The following is a 17292-nucleotide window of genomic DNA, read 5'->3' as shown; positions in this document are numbered from 1 at the left end:
ATTATTTATATTATTATATTCGTACAAAAATAATTGTCTACTTTCGATGTAATGATTTTGTAAAGTGTTCAAAAATACAATTCATTAATTAACCCAAATATAACCAAAACAATGAAAAAAATTAAATCAATTTTAGTAATGTCATGCGCAGTTATGGCATTTATATCTTGTAGTAAAGATGATGAAACCAATCAAACAAATCTTGAAGCAACTAAAATAACTCCTGAAATTTTAGCTAAAATTAGTGCTTTGTCTTTTAATAATAAAGATGTGAAAGTGGTTAAGCACACTAATCCAAATGGAACAACAGAAGATGCTTTCTTAATAGAAGGCGATATTGTTATGACCAAAGATCAATTAAATAAAATGGACTTGCATGGTGGTATAACAACTGAGCAGTACCGAACTAATAACCTTGTTTCAGGACCTAGAACTATTAAAATAGTAGGTTTATCAGGAACTGGTACTTCTGCTTTAAGTGCTAACATGCGTTCTGGATTACAGGCTGCTGTAAATAGATACAATAGTTTAGGTTTGACACTTACTTTTACATTAACTTTTAGTTCAAACACAACAGGTGCTAATATCGTTGTCAGAAGAGCTACCGGTAGTGCAGGTGGAGTAGCTGGATTTCCATCTGGAGGTGCGCCTTTTAATTCAGTTACATTATATTCAGGAATGGATACATATTCTGTAGGTGTGAATTCTCATGTAGCTGCTCACGAAATTGGACATTGTATAGGTTTGCGTCACACAGACTGGTTTAGCCGTCAGAGTTGTGGATCAAATACAAGCGAAGGTGACGGTGGCGTGGGAGCCGTACTTATTCCTGGAACACCATCTGGTTATGATGCAACTTCTTACATGAGAGCATGTTTTAGTTCAAGTGACACAGGAGCTTTTAATGGTAACGATGTTACTGCTTTAAATTATTTATATTAGTAAATAACCAACTAAGAGCACTTTACAAAACATAAAAAAGGCTGTTTCTTATTTAGAAACGGCCTTTTATTTTTTTTATATTTTTGTATTATTCATTTGCTTCACCTACTTCTTTAATTTGATCTAAAATATTAGTTTGATTGGGAGCAATATAATTTTTTAAATCTACTGGAGTTTCTTTTTTAAAAAGTAAATCAAGTGCATTATAGAGTTTCAAAAGTACATCTTTATCTTCTTTGGCAATGGATACTGAATTGTTAAAATCAAAAACATAATTATTAGAGTTACGCACTTCAACTTTAATTGTTTTGGGAGTGATTTTAAATTTTACGATGTCCATAATGCTGAAAATTAATAATGATACGATTTATTTGCAGTTAGCTTTGACTTAGGGATTAATTATTCAAAAGCAAAATTGATTAAAAATGAAAAGTGTTGTTTATTTTTTTGCAAATAACTTTTTGAAAAGCATTACAAAACCTAGTGTAATTAATCCAATGATTAATGCTACAGTAAATTCAGTTATGATTGCAGGTATTTGAGGTAATATCCCATGTAAAAAAGGAATTTGATGCATAAAAATACCTCCTGCAACAAGTAATAAAGCTATTGTACCAATTACTGATAAGCTTTTAATAACCACAGGTAAAGCTTTTACTAAAACAGTACCAATTTTTGTTCCCATACTGTTCTCGTTTTTACTCATACTGATTAATTTAAGACCTGCTTCGTCCATACGAACAATAAGACCTACAATTCCGTAAACACCTATCGTTGCTACGAGTGCAATGATGGAAACTACCACTATTTGGGATGAAATAGGTTTTTCTATTACTGTTCCTAGAGCGATAATTACTATTTCTACAGATAAAATGAAATCAGTTACAATTGCAGATTTAATTTTCTCTTTCTCAAGAGATAGAATCTCTTCTTCGGTCATGGGCTGTGCTGTTATATCTTCATGTTTATGTTCATGTGGAAAAAAATATTCAAATATTTTTTCAGCTCCTTCATAGGCCAAATAGATTCCTCCTAGCACAAGTATTACGATTACAGCAATTGGTAAATAGTGACTCAATAAAAAAGCTATGGGTAAAATTATTGTTTTATTTAACAGAGATCCTTTGGCAATAGCCCACAAAACTGGTAATTCTCTAGAGGAAATAAATCCTGATGCTTTTTCAGCGTTTACAGCTAAATCATCTCCTAAAATACCTGCAGTTTTTTTTGCAGCCACTTTACTCATTGCAGCAACGTCATCCATTATTGCAGCTATATCATCTAAAAGTACGAAGAAACCTGATGCCATTATGTTCTTTTTAAAAGTTGTTTGATTACCCTAAATTATGAATTTTTAGGGTGTTTTATTTTTAATATTTATGTTTTGCGAAGCTAAAACTTTTTATTTAAAAATTAATTTTAAAAATGCCAAAAAGTAAAAATTTACACTAGTTAAAATCTTCATGTCTTAATTAGGGAGAGGCTTCAATTTATAATGAATCATTGAAGTAAAAAAAGAAACCACCAGTATCAAACTGGTGGTTAAAAAAATTTAAGAAACTAACTCATTTTGATTCCTAAAGACTAGTTTGTTATCAAATGCATCAAGCAATATAATGCTATCGGTAGTTATTTTTCCAGCAAGGATTTCTTTGGATAAAGCATTAAGGACTTCACGCTGAATGACACGTTTTACTGGTCTGGCACCAAATTGTGGATCATAGCCTTTAGTACTTAAATAGGCTATTGCTTCAGGTGTGGCATCCATAGTGATGTTTTGTAGTGCCAACATTTTAGTTACAGATTTAAGTTGTAAACTAACAATTTTAGTAATGTTAGCATTTGTCAAAGGAGTAAACATAACAATTTCATCAATTCTATTAATAAATTCTGGTCGGACAGTTTGTTTTAATAAACCTAAAACTTCAACTTTGGCTGCCTCGGTAGCAGCCTCAATACTGCCTTTTAAATTTTCAAACTTATCTTGAATGATTTGGCTTCCCATATTAGAAGTCATGATGATAATGGTATTCTTAAAATCAGCAAGACGACCTTTATTATCTGTTAAACGTCCTTCATCAAGTACCTGCAATAAAATATTGAAGGTGTCAGGATGTGCTTTTTCAATTTCATCCAATAAAATAACAGAATATGGTTTTCTGCGAACGGCTTCTGTTAGTTGACCGCCTTCGTCATAACCCACATACCCTGGAGGCGCACCCACTAATCTACTTACACTATGGCGTTCTTGATATTCGCTCATATCAATTCTTGTCATAGCGTTTTCATCATCAAATAAGTATTCGGCTAAAGCTTTTGCCAATTCTGTTTTTCCCACTCCGGTTGTCCCAAGAAAAAGAAACGTACCCACCGGTTTTTTCATGTCCTGTAATCCTGCACGACTTCTTCGTACGGCATCGCTTACGGCTTCAATTGCTTCCTCTTGACCTACTACACGGCGGTGTAATTCTTCTTCAAGATGTAAAAGTTTCTCTCTTTCACCTTGAAGCATTTTTTGCACAGGAATACCAGTCCATTTTGCTACAACTTCAGCAATATCCTCGCGTGTAACCTCTTCTTTAATTAAGGAACTTCCACCGGCTTGATTAACAATAAGTTCTTGATGTAAAATTTCAAGTCGTTCTTGAGCTTCTTTAATTTTACCGTAACGTATTTCGGCTACTTTTCCGTAGTCTCCATCGCGTTCAGCGCGTTCAGCATCATATTTATAATCTTCAATTTCTTTTTTAATCAATTGAATGCCATCAACAACATCTTTTTCTGATTTCCACTTGGTGTAAATTGTATTTCTATCCTCTTTAAGATTAGCCAGTTCTAGGCCAAGAGATTTAAGTTTACTTTCATCTTTTTCTCTTTTAATGGCTTCAATCTCAATTTCAAGTTGCATTATTTTTCGATCCAAAACATCCAGCTCTTCTGGTTTTGAGTTAATTTCCATTCGGATTTTAGAAGCTGCTTCGTCCATTAAATCGATGGCTTTGTCTGGTAAAAATCGGTTTGTGATGTAACGTTGGGATAATTCAACAGCGGCAATAATTGCTTCGTCTTTAATTTGAACTTTGTGGTGGGTTTCGTATTTTTCCTTAATACCACGAAGTATGGAGATAGCACTATCAGTATCTGGCTCTTCAATTTGTATTTTTTGGAAACGTCTTTCTAATGCTTTATCCTTTTCAAAATATTTTTGGTATTCGTCTAATGTAGTTGCCCCAATAGCGCGTAATTCTCCACGTGCCAATGCTGGTTTTAAAATATTTGCCGCATCCATAGCACCTTCGCCACCGCCAGCACCTACAAGCGTGTGAATTTCGTCAATAAATAAAACGATGTCTCCATCTGCAGCGGTAACCTCTTTTACTACTGATTTTAGGCGTTCTTCAAATTCGCCTTTGTATTTAGCACCCGCAATTAATGCACCCATATCCAGTGAAAATACAATTTTATCTTTTAGATTTTCAGGCACATCTCCATCTACAATTCTATGTGCTAATCCTTCAGCAATGGCAGTTTTACCCACTCCAGGTTCTCCAACTAGCATGGGATTATTTTTAGTCCTGCGCGTTAGTATTTGTAATACACGTCTTATTTCTTCGTCACGACCTATTACGGGATCTAGTTTACCAGATTTAGCAAGTTCGTTTAGATTTTTGGCATATTTATTCAAAGAATTATAGGTCTCCTCAGCAGAAGCCGAGGTTACACGTTCTCCTTTTCTTAGTTCATCAATTGCGGCTTTCAATCCTTTTTCGGTCACACCTTGATCTTTTAAAATCTGAGACGCTTTAGTCTTCGAGTTAAAAATAGCAAGTATTAAGTGCTCTACCGAAACGTACTCGTCATTCATTTTTTTTGCAATTATTTCGGCTTCGTTTAGCGTGGTATTTGCAGTTCTAGAAAGCATTATTTCGGCACCAGTAACTTTCGGGAAACTTTGAATTGTACTTTCAAGTATTTGAATAAATAAGGGAATATTTACATTTTGTTTTTTTAATATAAATGGCGCTACGTTTTCATCAACTTCTAAAATAGCTTTAAAAAGATGTTCGTTTTCAATTTGTTGCTGTCCATAGCTTTGTGCTAATTGTTGCGAAAGTTGGATAGCTTCTTGAGATTTGATGGTAAATTTATTGATATTCATTTTTTTAGTTTTTTGCAACAAGTTTTTGCCTGTTTTTGTTAGTAAAATACTTTAATCACAGTTTCTTATTAATTTATTTTATCTTTGTATCTAATTATTCAATTAATATTCCACAGTAAAATTACAGACAAAATGGCTTATTAAATATGATTTATATCATATTGAACAGACAAAATGACTGAAAAACCGACAAATTATGAGTTTTTTAAAAAATATTTTTGGTAGTAGTGATTCTAATGACCAAACTAATTCAATGACTTGGGAGCCTTTGCAAGCATTAGAACAACTAGATGAAATAGTAGCCCAATCTCAAGTAAAACCTGTTGCCATTTTTAAGCATAGCACTCGTTGTAGTGTGAGTAGAATGGCTTTGAAACAGTTTGAGAATGAGTTTAACTTTCCTGAGAAAGTAACTCCTTATTTTTTAGATTTAATTGCTTTTAGAGATGTTTCAAATGAGATTGCTTCCCGCTTTGGCGTTACACATCAATCACCACAATTGATTTTGATTCAAGATGGGAAGGCGGTATACAATGTTTCTCACAGCGATATTGATGCAGGAGAATTGGGAGCTAAATTGTAATTGCAATAACCAATCAAAGAAATGGCCAAGGATTTACAAATTTTAGTTTGTTTATCCTTGGTTTTTTATTTTAATAACTACCTCCAGAACCTCCACCACTGAAATCTCCATTACCAAATTCCATTGGAGATTCCACCGTAGTTTCTGGTTTTAATCCCAATTGTGTCGCCATAAGTATTTCGGCGGTGCCAAATAGATTTCCGTGTGAGAAACGATCTGGTTGAAAAGTAACACCATTAATATTGTTTTTAATCTTTTTTATAGCAAAAAAAGTAAATGCAAATAATGCCAAACCACCAATGGTTAGGGCAATTTCAACAGGTAAAAGGGCATAGTAAAAACGAATGGTGTATATTGAAAAACAAAGAGCTAGGATTCCTATCCAAAGCATAAAGCGGTCTTTTTTGAATAAAGACAAAACTAAATAACTCACTGGAACTATAAACGTAAATCCATAAAAGAAAATGGCAAACGGAATATCGTTATTTGCAGTAACAATTACACCCATTAATTCGCTTGAAAGTTCTCTAACCACCATATAATTTCCTGATAAGTAGAATAAAATCAGTGCAAAAGCTTGGGTAAAAATAATGCCGTTGCAATAAAATGGGAGTGTTAATCGTGCAAATAGTTTTTTGCTGCTGAAATAGATAACAATTGCAAAAAACATCATAGTAAAAGGCAGCATCGTTTTTGCGAAAGCGCCTAATTCAAACATCAAGAAAAGTATTGAACAAGTTAGTGTTACACAAAATAAGATAGCCATTGATAGCTGTACATATCTAAGATAACAAAGCAAAGAGGTTATCGAGAGTATTAGGGAAATGGTAAGTTCGTTTCCCTCTGAAGAAATGCCTATTGCAATTGCTAAGCACAATTGAGAACCTAGTAGAAACGCATCGTCAAGTCCATAACCATAATATTTTTGATTGGTTAAAACTTCAGTGCCAACGAATCCAATGATTGCAAAAAGATAAACCAGAAATTGATAATTTTCATTCATTGAATCTAGGCTAATTAGAGTAAGAAAGCCACAAATGGAGGAATATAAAAAGCTCCCTAACAGAAAAAATCCAATTCGGATTAAGATGTTTTTTTGACTTTTAAGTACGGTTAAATTTTTATCAATTAAGCGAAACTGACTTTCATCTATAAATCCAGCTTTTTTTAAAGAGTGCCCTTCTGAAACTAGAAACTCTTGCTCTAATTCGATTTTTTTATATTGTATCATGACTAGCTTTTTTATTGAATTGTTTAATAAGTCGAATAAAGTAAATGATAGAACCAATAAAGTAAAAGGGAACTAAGAAAAAGAAAGAGATAAATAATTCGCTATCAATATTGCTGAATTCTAATAATTTGAACAAGAATATATTTAGACCGATATAGGCGTAAATTAAGGTAAAGACAAACAACGAAACCGATTTAATGAGGTAACTGGTACGGTAAAAATAGTAGCAGGAACCAGCCAATAGTATTATAAAAATGCCCCAATAGCTATCGAATAAATTATTAATACAAGCAATGCTTATAATGTGCAAAGCAAAAGTGAGAAATACTAAGCTAAAATGTTTTTTTAAGTCATTATTTGAACTGTAAATAGCCCAAATTACTAATGAAATACCTAATGAAATAGCTGAATAGCTCAGGGTATTGTTTTCGTTAAAATCATTGTGAAGTAAAGACTGTGGAGAAACGGATAAACCAATATATGCTGCTAAACCCGTGATTGCGATTGATAAGATACTTTTATTATCAAAATAATAAGCACAGAAGAAAGCTATTACAGTAGGAACAACAGTAGCTAATCCGTAATGGGTACCAAAAACAGTGTATTGAAATTGTAGATAGCCAACAAAAATGCAACTTAATAATACTGCCGCTAAAATGAGGTAATCAAAAATAGGATTTTCAAATTGAGTTTGTTGTTTTTTAAATCCGATAGCGTTTTTAAAACAGAAGTAAAAACAAAAAAAGGTAATCAAAAATAATAAAGCCAAAATAGCGATGTGTCCAATGCTATCGATGTTTTGGTAAATTAAAATACCAATACCTGAAGTAAAAAGTAATACAGAGGCGTACAAGAATAATTTAAGCTCAGTATGTAATGAAAAAAGATTTAAATTTCGATAGGCCTGCACTTGATCATATTGTTCAGGGGTTATAAATTCTTTTTCTAAAAGACTTTTTGTTGCCGCTTCTTCAAATTTTTTCATACTCATACTGTCTTGAAATTTAAATTCAAATATAGGTTTAAAGTGTTAACTTCTCAATAAGAGTAAAATTTATTAAGGTTGAATTTTGTTAAAACGAAAAAATCCATTCTTTTTACAGAATGGATTCATAAAAATAGTTGTGATTGTTATTTAGTAGTAGGCCAATCTCATTTTTTCTATGATCTTGTCTAAACATAGATTATTGATACTGCCTTCATGTGTGTGTTTGGTTTCTTTTGGAGAAGTAAAAGTTCCATTTTCCAATTGTTCTGCAACGGCTTTATAAGCATCTCTAAACGGCATTCCGGCAACTACCATTTCGTTTAAGGTCTCAACCGTAAATAAATAATTGTATTTTGGATCGGCAAGAATATTGTCTTTTACTTCAATGTCTTTTATGGAGAAAATTGCAATATCTAAGCAGGCTTTCAGGTTTTGAATGGCTGGGAATAAACCTTCTTTTAATAATTGCAAATCTCTGTGATAACCACTCGGTAAGTTATTGGTAATTAAAGTAATTTCGTAAGGTAAGGCTTGAATTTTATTGCATTTTCCACGAATTAACTCAAATACATCCGGGTTTTTCTTGTGTGGCATGATGCTGGAACCTGTTGTAAGATGCGATGGTAAAGTAATGAAATCAAAATTCTGACTCATATACAAACAAACATCCATAGAAAATTTAGCCAAAGTTGCAGCCACACTACTCATTGCAAAAGCAACTGTTTTTTCTGATTTTCCACGGCTCATTTGAGCGGCTACTGAATTGAATTTTAAAGTCTCAAAACCCAATTCTTGAGTTGTGAATGTTCTATCAATAGGGAAGGAGCTTCCGTAGCCTGCGGCTGAGCCTAATGGGTTTTGGTCCACAATTTTCAAAGCAGCATTCAGCATTGTGATATCATCAATTAAAGTTTCGGCGTAAGCAGAAAACCACATCCCAAAAGAAGAAGGCATTGCAATTTGAAGATGCGTGTATCCTGGTAACAATACATTCTGGTGTTTTTCTGCTGATTCCATCAGTAAATCAAAAAGGCTTTTTACTTGCTCTTTCAACTCTTTAACGACATCTCTCAGGTATAAATTAACATCTACTAAAACTTGATCGTTACGAGAACGGGCCGTATGAATTTTTTTTCCGGCATCGCCTAATTTTTCTGTTAGCAAATATTCAATTTTCGAATGCACATCTTCAAAGGAATCTTCGATTGTGAAATTTCCAGCAGCAACATCAGCAATAATCTCGTTCAATGCAGCTATTAACATATCTGTTTCAATGGCTGTCAATAAACCAATGTTTCCGAGCATTTTAGCATGTGCAATTGAACCTAAAGCATCGTATTTTGCGATAACCAAGTCCAGTTCCCTGTCGTTTCCCACAGTGAAATGCTCAATTTGTTTATCTGTTGGTATTCCTTTTTCCCAAAGTTTCATATTGTTTTTTGTTTCAGGTTTAAAGTTTCATCTTGAAACTTGCATGATCTATAGGAATCGTTTTCATAGCCCCGATAATAGTGAAAATCCTTTTATTTTTTTTCTTTAAAAAAATAAAAGATTGTAACGGATAGCGGGATTAGCTCCTAATCATTTTATTGTTTGAAAAAATCAGTTAGTATGTTGATATACAGTTGGATTCCTTCTGTTATTTCATGTGTAAATATAAATTCGTTTGCGGAGTGTGACCGCAGGGTTTCACCAGGTCCTAGTTTCAATGATTTGCAACTCAAAACCGATTGATCTGAAAGGGTAGGCGAGCCGTAGGTGGTTCTTCCTAATGCGATTCCGGCCTGCACCAATCCATGAGAAATAGGAATGGAAGAAGCGTTTAAATGCATGGATCTTGGATTAATGTCTGCAGCAACATTTGCTCTTACGGTATCTAGAATTTCTTGATTGCTGTAACAATCATTTACCCTGATATCTACAACCAAATGACATTCTGCAGGAACTACATTGTGTTGTTTTCCGGCATTAATTTGGGTTACGGTCATTTTAACAGGACCTAAAACCTCAGAAATTTTTTCGAAATTGTAGCCATTAAACCACTCGATTACGGGAATTGCTTTGTAAATGGAATTGTCAAGATTTTGATGTGCGGCATGACTGGCGGTACCTTTTACGATGACATCGATAACTAATAAACCTTTTTCGGCTATGGCTAATTGCATTAAAGTAGGTTCCCCCACAATGGCAAAATCCAGTTCAGGCAAGTGCTTTAAAACACTGTTTAAGCCGTTTTTTCCACTGCTTTCCTCTTCTGCAGAGGCTACCATCACCAAATTATAAGGTAAATTTTCATGGGAATAAAAATGAACAAAAGTTGCTAAAAGAGAAACCAAACATCCGCCAGCATCATTGCTGCCTAAACCAAATAATTTACCCTCTTTTTCAATGGCTTGAAAAGGATCATTGGTATAGCCTTGATTTGGGTTTACCGTGTCGTGGTGAGAATTCAATAGTAGCGTAGGCTTTGTAGCATCAAAATGTTTGTTGAAAGCCCAAACATTATTAGTCTCGCGTTTAAAAGGTATGTTATTTTGTGTAAACCAATTTTCGATTAAAAGTGCTGTTTGATCTTCTTCACTCGAAAATGAAGGTGTTTCAATTAGTGCCTTTAATAGCGCAATGGCTTCTTGTGTAAGGATTTCTATGTTTTTCATACTTATTTTAGCCACAGATTCAACGATTTTTTAAAATTGAAAAGAAATTTTTTCAAAATCGGTGAGACTTGTGTTTCACTTTTTATAATTTGATATTTGTACAAATAGCCGTTGCATCTTGCAACATGCGATGATGCCCTATTTTTATTTTTTGAACTCCTTTGTTTAAACTATTAAAACAGTTGTCCAGTTTGGGAATCATTCCGGAATGTATGGCTTTTTCGGCTTTTAATTTTGAATATAATTCGGGATTCATGTTTTCAATAACTGAAGAATCGTCTTCGGCATCGAATAAAACTCCTGGTTTTTCAAAACAGTAATTCAAAGTTACCTCAAAAACTTCTGATAAAGCGATTGCTAGTTCGCTAGCAATCGTGTCTGCGTTTGTGTTTAATAATTGTCCGCTACCATCGTGTGTGATGGCGCAAAATACAGGTACTAGATTGTTTAAAAGTAACGTTTCTAGTAAGGGTGTATTCACTTTATTGACATCACCTACAAAACCATAATTTATTGTGGGGTGATTTCGTTTGCGTGATTGAATTAAATTCCCGTCAGCTCCAGAAAAACCGATTGCATTGATGGAATTGGCTTGTAATTGTGCTACAATATTTTTGTTGATTTGGCCAGCATAAATCATGACTACAACTTCTAGCATGGCGGCATCAGTAATGCGTCTTCCATCAATCATTTGTGGAACTAAACCCATACTTTCGGCTAATTTTGTAGCTGATTTTCCACCGCCATGAACGAGTACTTTGTAGCCTTCAATCTTAGAAAAATCTGCTAAAAAATGAGCCAATTCCATCGGGTTATCAATGATATTTCCACCAATTTTTATTATCGTTATCGGTTTTTTATTTTTCATTTAAAAAAGTTCTGAGGTTCTCAGATACAAAGGTTATAAGGACTTAGTGTCTTATAACCTTTGCATCTCAGTGCCTTATTTTTTTAATATTTTTTGAAGCACTAATTGTGCTGCGAAGGTTCTATTATTGGCTTGTTCAATCACAATTGAGTTAGGGCCGTCAATCACCTCATCTGATACGATCATATTACGTCTTACAGGCAAACAATGCATAAATTTAGCATCGTTTGTTAATTTCATTTTATCAGCTGTTACGGTCCAGTTTGGGTCTGAATTTGTGATTTGACCATAATCGTTGTAATTGCTCCAATTTTTGGCATAAATAAAATCAGCGTTTTCAAAGGCTTTGTCTTGATCGTATTCAATTTTTGAATCTTTCGTAATTTCAGGATTCAATTCATACCCTTTTGGATGAGTGATTACAAAATCCATATTTTTTTGTAACTTCATCATTTCTACAAAAGAATTGGCAACAGCTTGAGGTAACGCTTTTGGATGTGGTGCCCATGTTAGTACCACTTTGGCTCGGTGTTTGGGTTTAAATTCTTCAATGGTAATAGCATCAGCTAGTGCTTGTAATGGATGTCCCGTGGCGCTCTCCATGTTAATAATAGGAACAGTTGCATATTGTATAAAACTAGACAGTACTATTTCGGCATTGTCTTTTTCTTTATCAACTAATCCAGCAAATGCTCTTATAGCAATGACATCACAATATTGAGAAACAACAGCGGCTGCTTCTTTAATATGCTCTGAGGCTCCCGAGTTCATTACGGTACCTTCTTCAAATTCTAGGGTCCAACCTTCATTGGTAAAGTTCATCACCATGACATTCATTCCTAAATTTAAGGCAGCTTTTTGCGTACTCAATCGTGTTCTTAAACTTGAATTGAAAAACAACAATCCTAGTGTTTTGTTTTTACCTAATTTTTTATTTTTGAGTGGTTTTTTCTTGATTTTTAAGGCTTTTTTAACCCATGTTTCAAGTTCATCTATGTTATTGACAGCGTTGTAATTCATGATTTTGTATTTTAATAAGTTATACCAATTTTTATAATATACACTTAATTTGTAGTTATTTAAGTCTTATTACAAAGAGCATTACTTTATGTTATTGAATCTCTACTAAAGCTTCTTTTAAAGCCTTTATAAAAAGGTCTATTGCTGGTTTTGTTATTGTTAAAGGAGGTAAAATTCGCAGTAAGTTTTTGTTGTTTGCGTTTCCAGTAAAAATATGTTTGTCGATAATCATTTTTTTACGAAGTGTACTTACGTCAAAATTAAATTCTACGCCCAGCATTAATCCTCTTCCTTTAACTTGAATTACTTCAGGGATTTGTTTGATTGTTTTAAGAAAATAGGCGTAAACGTCGTTCACATTATCCATTAATTGTTGTTTTTCCATGACGTCCAAAACTGCAATTCCGGCTGCACACGCTAGATGGTTTCCTCCAAAAGTAGTTCCTAATAATCCGTAACTAGCTGTGAATTTTGGAGAAATCATAATCCCACCTATAGGAAAACCGTTCCCCATTCCTTTTGCCAAACAAATTATATCGGCTTTGATATTATGATGTTGGTGTGCAAAAAACTTTCCGCTTCTTCCGTATCCGGATTGTACTTCGTCTAGAATTAAAACAACATCATAAGCTGCGCATATTTTTTCTAAGTTCTGAAAAAATGCTGTGGTACCTTGGTCTAAGCCGCCCACTCCTTGAATACCTTCAATTATTACCGAAGAAACATCGCCTTTTTTGAGTTCGTTTTCAACCAATTCAATGTTGTTTAATGGTAAAAAAGTAACAATTTGCTGTGCATTGATTGGCGCCACAATTTTTTTATTGTCAGTGACTGCTACTGCTGCCGAAGTCCTACCATGAAACGAATTCTCAAAAGCAATTACTCGCGATTTATGGTTGTGAAACGAGGCTAATTTCAACGCGTTTTCATTGGCTTCAGCCCCAGAGCTGCACAAGAATAAAGTGTAGTCCTCTAATCCTGAAAGTTTCCCTAACTTTTGGGCTAATTCAACTTGCAGTGGATTCTGAATCGCATTTGAATAGAAACTGATGTTGTCTAACTGTTTTTTTAAGGTAGTAACATAATCTGGTTGGGTGTGTCCAATGGAAATTACGCCATGACCGCCGTATAAATCTAAATATTCCACTCCGTTTTCGTCAGTAATAGTGCAATCTAGCGCTTTTACTGGAGTGATGCTGTATAATGGGTAAACGTCAAATAAGTTCATTTTCTTTTTTTGTTTAAATGGTTTAAGGTTTAAAGTTTCAAGTTACGAGTGCAACCTTAAACTTTAAACTTGAAACAAATTTTTAAAATCCGCTTGGTTTCAAATGCAATCCTGTGGTTTCATCTAATCCAAACATTAAATTCATGTTTTGTATGGCTTGTCCTGAAGCTCCTTTTGTTAAATTATCGATTACTGAAGTTATCAATAACCGGTTTCCTTTTTTCATTAAACTAATAATGCATTTATTGGTTTGCACTACTTGTTTCATGTTGATTCCTGCAGTAGTAACCGTAACAAAAGGTTGGTCTTGGTAATAAGTCTCATACTTTGCTACTACATCTTCCAGATTTTCTTCGATTGTTGTGTATAATGTGGCGAATATCCCTCTGGCAAAATCTCCTCTGTTGGGTACAAAAATCAATTCGTTTGTATATTCTGCTTGCAATTGGTGGATAGTTTGGTTAATTTCTCCTAGATGTTGGTGTTCAAAAGCTTTGTAATGCGACATATTGTTTGATCTCCAGCTAAAATGTGTTGTTTCTGAAGGGGTAACTCCGGCTCCCGTACTTCCTGTTGTGGCATTGATATGAACATCAGTTGTGAGTATTCCGGCTTTCGCCAAAGGCAATAATGCCAGCTGAATTGCTGTTGCAAAACAACCTGGATTAGCAATAAATTGAGCGTTTTTAATGGCTGCTTTGTTCAATTCAGGTAAACCATAAACAAAAGATTTACTATCGAATTCTTTGTCTTTTGTCAATCTGAAATCATTACCCAAATCAATAATTTTGGTATGACTTGCAAATTGATTTTGTTCTAAAAATGATTTTGATTTCCCATGACCTAAACACAAGAAAACCACATTCACATTTGGATTCACGGTATCGGTAAAATTCATTTCGATATCTCCGAGTAAATCGTGGTGTGCCACAGAAAGTGGCTTTCCAGCATTTGTAGTGCTGTAAACAAAATCAATGGTTGCGTGAGGATGAAACATCAAGATTCTGATGAGCTCCCCAGCTGTGTATCCTGAACCGCCGATTATTCCTGTAGTGATCATAATTTTTTATTTTTCGAATTATTTTTTGTCACAGTTTTTACTGATTTCCACAGATTGGATATTGCATTTTTTTATGTTTCTAAAAAAGCACTATTTTTCTCTTTAGCCCCGATTGCAGTGAAAATCCTTTTCCTTTTTTTCAAAAAGGAAAAGATTGTAGCGTAAAGCGGGACGATGTTTCTGGAAATGCAAAATATTTCTGCTTCTAAAAAACACCCTTTATTACTCGTATGTTTCATTATTTACTGATGAAAATATGTTTTGAGCATTTCCAAGAATTTTGATAAATCCTTTGGCATCATCAGAGGTCCATGCGTTGTTCATTTCTCCGTATTGTCCAAAACTCGTATTCATTAAATCATTTTCAGATTCGATTCCGTCAAGCGAAAAATGATATGGTTTTAGTGTAACAGTTACTTTTCCGTTTACAGTGTGTTGGGTGTCTTGCAGAAAAGTTTCGATATTTCTCATCACAGGATCTAGAAATTGTCCTTCATGAAACAGCATTCCGTACCAATTGCCCAGTTGTTCTTTCCAGTATTGCTGCCATTTTCCAAGTGTGTGTTTCTCTAATAAATGGTGTGCTTTGATGATAATTAAAGGTGCGGCAGCCTCAAAACCTACTCTTCCTTTAATCCCAATAATGGTGTCACCTACGTGAATGTCTCTACCTATTGCGTAGGCATTAGCCAGTTTTTCAAGAGTAACGATATTAGCTGAAGGTTTGTCTTTTATACCATTTACAGCAATTAGTTCCCCTTTTAAAAATTCTAATGTTACTTTTTCTTCGCCCTCTTTTACCAATTGAGAGGGGTAGGCTTCGCTAGGTAGTGCTTGATGCGATGTTAGAGTTTCTTTTCCGCCTACACTTGTTCCCCATAACCCTTTGTTAATGGAATATTGTGCTTTTTCCCAAGAATATGAAACGCCGTTTTTAGCTAAATAATCAACTTCTTCCTGTCTTGATAATTTCAAATCTCGAATAGGAGTGATAATTTCAATTTCGGGTGCGATGGTTTGGAAAATTAAATCAAAACGAATTTGGTCATTTCCTGCGCCAGTACTTCCGTGTGCAATGGCACTTGCACCAACAGATTTTGCATATTTAATGGCTTCTATGGCTTGAAAAACACGTTCAGCACTCACAGAAAGTGGATAAGTATTGTTTTTTAATACATTTCCAAAAATTAAATATTTGATGGCTTTATCATAATATTTATCTACAATGGTAAGATTGGTGTGTTTTGCACTACCAAGTTCATAGGCTCTTGTTGTTATACTGGCTAGTTCTTCAGCGGTAAATCCGCCGGTATCTACAAGTACGGTATGAACTTCAAAACCTTTTTCGTTTTTTAAATATTTCAGGCAGTAGGAAGTATCAAGACCTCCACTATATGCTAATACTACTTTTTTCATTTTTTTATTTTTTTTCTTCTTAGCCTTTGAGCAATTGGTATTGCGGTCGCTGCTATACTAGATTTTTATTTTTAATGTTTTCCTATTTTATTGATAGAAAAGGATTTATTGATCTAAAAATACTGCTTGTTTTATTTTCTTCAAACGGTTCCAAATCCGGACATTGAATGGATGTTTAGGAGGGTCTTTTGGTTTTTCATTTGGATCATATAGCATGCCGGTACACAAGCACATTTTATTTTCTTTGCTTTTCAGTATTTCATAATTGGTGCAGGTTTGGCAGCCTTTCCAAAAGCTCGGATCATTTGTAAGCTCCGAAAAAGGCACTGGTTTATATCCTAATTCAGAATTTATTTTCATTACTGCTAAGCCTGTTGTAATTCCAAAAACTTTTGCTTCTGGATATTTTTTTAATGAGTAATCAAACACAAATGACTTTATTTGTTTTGCCAAACCAAGATTTCTATAATCCGGATGAACAATCAAGCCAGAATGTGCTACAAACTGGCCATGTTGCCAACTCTCGATATAACAAAAACCTGCAAATTTCCCGTTGTCTAGTGCAATAACGGCGTCATGAGTCTCCATTTTTTTCTGGATATACTCAGGCGTTCTTTTAGCAATACCAGTACCTCTTAAAAGCGCTGATAACTCTATTGTTTCGCATATTTCTTGCGCATATTTGTAGTGCTCTTCCTGAGTTGTGACAATGGAAATATTCATTTCAAAAGTAGAATTTGGATGTTATAAAATGATTTTTGATTAGAAACTAAAACGAATTTTAGGCAATATGAATTTGCGCTAAAATCTACTGAATAGATGTAGCGTATTGATTTATAGTGAAATACAGTAAATGCTATAAAAAATAAAGGATATAATAATCCAATAGAGTTTGATAATGTCAAAACAAAAAAAATGAAAGTATGAATAAATGAGAAACAGCTCTAGGAAACTATAGTTATAGTGTCCGTACTTCGGGAGAAGCGGTTAGCATGTTTGTCCGTGACAAAGAAGTTATATGTCCGTTTGTATTATTCACAGTTGCAAAAGTACATTATTTTTTGAATTACAACTATAAAATTTTTATTTGTAACAAATTATGGAGCTATTGTGTTATTTTAAAAAAAAAACTCCTAGAAC

At 34.0% G+C, this 17292-nt stretch carries 15 protein-coding genes; 2 read left to right on the top strand and 13 right to left on the bottom strand.

Annotated elements, in window-relative coordinates; all coding sequences use genetic code 11:
• Positions 1 to 111 precede the first annotated feature (111 nt).
• Complete coding sequence (locus tag IQ05_RS07925) at positions 112 to 942, top strand: M57 family metalloprotease (protein WP_144891773.1); 831 nt, start codon at positions 112 to 114, stop codon at positions 940 to 942.
• 88 nt (positions 943 to 1030) lie between these two features.
• On the opposite strand, the gene IQ05_RS07920 is transcribed toward IQ05_RS07925, so the two are convergent.
• The 3 genes from IQ05_RS07920 to clpB all read right to left on the bottom strand — a co-directional run bounded on the left by IQ05_RS07920 (position 1031) and on the right by clpB (position 5101).
• A complete protein-coding gene (locus tag IQ05_RS07920) occupies positions 1031 to 1282 on the bottom strand; it encodes a hypothetical protein (protein WP_144891771.1) in 252 nt (83 codons plus the stop codon).
• Positions 1283 to 1381: 99 nt separating this feature from the next.
• Entirely contained in the window at positions 1382 to 2251 is an 870-nt protein-coding gene (locus IQ05_RS07915; protein WP_144891769.1) for a DUF808 domain-containing protein, read from the bottom strand.
• A gap of 243 nt (positions 2252 to 2494) precedes the next feature.
• The gene (gene clpB / locus IQ05_RS07910; protein WP_144891767.1) at positions 2495 to 5101 is read right to left on the bottom strand and encodes an ATP-dependent chaperone ClpB; all 2607 of its coding nucleotides are present in this window, start codon (positions 5099 to 5101) and stop codon (positions 2495 to 2497) included.
• A gap of 196 nt (positions 5102 to 5297) precedes the next feature.
• Here clpB and ytxJ point away from each other — a divergent pair, with 196 nt between their 5' ends.
• Positions 5298 to 5684, top strand: coding sequence for a bacillithiol system redox-active protein YtxJ (gene ytxJ, locus IQ05_RS07905; protein ID WP_144891765.1), 387 nt, complete (start codon positions 5298 to 5300; stop codon positions 5682 to 5684).
• Positions 5685 to 5754: 70 nt separating this feature from the next.
• Here the strand turns inward: ytxJ and IQ05_RS07900 are convergent, their stop codons facing one another.
• The 10 genes from IQ05_RS07900 to IQ05_RS07855 form a co-directional block, all read right to left on the bottom strand.
• Complete coding sequence (locus tag IQ05_RS07900; protein WP_144891763.1) at positions 5755 to 6915, bottom strand: hypothetical protein; 1161 nt, start codon at positions 6913 to 6915, stop codon at positions 5755 to 5757.
• Positions 6902 to 7906 carry a DUF2157 domain-containing protein gene (locus tag IQ05_RS07895; protein WP_244289545.1) on the bottom strand — a complete coding sequence of 335 codons (1005 nt, stop codon included), beginning with the start codon at positions 7904 to 7906 and terminating at the stop codon, positions 6902 to 6904. The genes IQ05_RS07900 and IQ05_RS07895 overlap by 14 nt, the downstream gene beginning before the upstream one ends.
• A 144-nt stretch (positions 7907 to 8050) precedes the next feature.
• On the bottom strand, positions 8051 to 9334 hold the full coding sequence (gene argH, locus IQ05_RS07890; protein ID WP_144891759.1) for an argininosuccinate lyase: 1284 nt from the start codon (positions 9332 to 9334) through the stop codon (positions 8051 to 8053).
• A gap of 155 nt (positions 9335 to 9489) precedes the next feature.
• Positions 9490 to 10560, bottom strand: a complete 1071-nt coding sequence (locus IQ05_RS07885; RefSeq protein WP_144891757.1) for a M20 family metallo-hydrolase — start codon at positions 10558 to 10560, stop codon at positions 9490 to 9492.
• Positions 10561 to 10642: 82 nt separating this feature from the next.
• Complete coding sequence (gene argB, locus IQ05_RS07880; protein WP_144891755.1) at positions 10643 to 11428, bottom strand: acetylglutamate kinase; 786 nt, start codon at positions 11426 to 11428, stop codon at positions 10643 to 10645.
• Positions 11429 to 11503: 75 nt separating this feature from the next.
• The gene (locus IQ05_RS07875) at positions 11504 to 12448 is read right to left on the bottom strand and encodes an N-acetylornithine carbamoyltransferase (RefSeq protein ID WP_144891753.1); all 945 of its coding nucleotides are present in this window, start codon (positions 12446 to 12448) and stop codon (positions 11504 to 11506) included.
• A 91-nt stretch (positions 12449 to 12539) separates the two neighbouring features.
• Positions 12540 to 13676 carry an aspartate aminotransferase family protein gene (locus tag IQ05_RS07870; protein ID WP_144891751.1) on the bottom strand — a complete coding sequence of 379 codons (1137 nt, stop codon included), beginning with the start codon at positions 13674 to 13676 and terminating at the stop codon, positions 12540 to 12542.
• An 82-nt stretch (positions 13677 to 13758) separates the two neighbouring features.
• Entirely contained in the window at positions 13759 to 14736 is a 978-nt protein-coding gene (argC, locus tag IQ05_RS07865; RefSeq protein ID WP_144891749.1) for an N-acetyl-gamma-glutamyl-phosphate reductase, read from the bottom strand.
• Positions 14737 to 14958: 222 nt separating this feature from the next.
• Positions 14959 to 16152: an argininosuccinate synthase gene (locus IQ05_RS07860; RefSeq protein ID WP_144891747.1), complete on the bottom strand. Its 1194-nt coding sequence runs from the start codon at positions 16150 to 16152 to the stop codon at positions 14959 to 14961.
• A 105-nt stretch (positions 16153 to 16257) separates the two neighbouring features.
• Complete coding sequence (locus IQ05_RS07855; RefSeq protein WP_144891745.1) at positions 16258 to 16875, bottom strand: GNAT family N-acetyltransferase; 618 nt, start codon at positions 16873 to 16875, stop codon at positions 16258 to 16260.
• Positions 16876 to 17292 lie beyond the last annotated feature (417 nt).

It is taken from the genome of Flavobacterium tiangeerense, from assembly GCF_007830355.1.
In the GTDB taxonomy this organism is placed as follows: domain Bacteria; phylum Bacteroidota; class Bacteroidia; order Flavobacteriales; family Flavobacteriaceae; genus Flavobacterium; species Flavobacterium tiangeerense.
This window is presented reverse-complemented; position numbering and strand designations above follow the sequence as displayed.

What these genes read in the sequence shown, in the direction of transcription:
- IQ05_RS07925 (WP_144891773.1), top strand. Translation starts at nt 112, where the DNA reads ATGAAAAAAATTAAATCAATTTTAGTAATGTCATGCGCAGTTATGGCA.
- IQ05_RS07920 (WP_144891771.1), bottom strand. Translation starts at nt 1,282, where the DNA reads ATGGACATCGTAAAATTTAAAATCACTCCCAAAACAATTAAAGTTGAA.
- IQ05_RS07915 (WP_144891769.1), bottom strand. Translation starts at nt 2,251, where the DNA reads ATGGCATCAGGTTTCTTCGTACTTTTAGATGATATAGCTGCAATAATG.
- clpB (WP_144891767.1), bottom strand. Translation starts at nt 5,101, where the DNA reads ATGAATATCAATAAATTTACCATCAAATCTCAAGAAGCTATCCAACTT.
- ytxJ (WP_144891765.1), top strand. Translation starts at nt 5,298, where the DNA reads ATGAGTTTTTTAAAAAATATTTTTGGTAGTAGTGATTCTAATGACCAA.
- IQ05_RS07900 (WP_144891763.1), bottom strand. Translation starts at nt 6,915, where the DNA reads ATGATACAATATAAAAAAATCGAATTAGAGCAAGAGTTTCTAGTTTCA.
- IQ05_RS07895 (WP_244289545.1), bottom strand. Translation starts at nt 7,906, where the DNA reads ATGAGTATGAAAAAATTTGAAGAAGCGGCAACAAAAAGTCTTTTAGAA.
- argH (WP_144891759.1), bottom strand. Translation starts at nt 9,334, where the DNA reads ATGAAACTTTGGGAAAAAGGAATACCAACAGATAAACAAATTGAGCAT.
- IQ05_RS07885 (WP_144891757.1), bottom strand. Translation starts at nt 10,560, where the DNA reads ATGAAAAACATAGAAATCCTTACACAAGAAGCCATTGCGCTATTAAAG.
- argB (WP_144891755.1), bottom strand. Translation starts at nt 11,428, where the DNA reads ATGAAAAATAAAAAACCGATAACGATAATAAAAATTGGTGGAAATATC.
- IQ05_RS07875 (WP_144891753.1), bottom strand. Translation starts at nt 12,448, where the DNA reads ATGAATTACAACGCTGTCAATAACATAGATGAACTTGAAACATGGGTT.
- IQ05_RS07870 (WP_144891751.1), bottom strand. Translation starts at nt 13,676, where the DNA reads ATGAACTTATTTGACGTTTACCCATTATACAGCATCACTCCAGTAAAA.
- argC (WP_144891749.1), bottom strand. Translation starts at nt 14,736, where the DNA reads ATGATCACTACAGGAATAATCGGCGGTTCAGGATACACAGCTGGGGAG.
- IQ05_RS07860 (WP_144891747.1), bottom strand. Translation starts at nt 16,152, where the DNA reads ATGAAAAAAGTAGTATTAGCATATAGTGGAGGTCTTGATACTTCCTAC.
- IQ05_RS07855 (WP_144891745.1), bottom strand. Translation starts at nt 16,875, where the DNA reads ATGAATATTTCCATTGTCACAACTCAGGAAGAGCACTACAAATATGCG.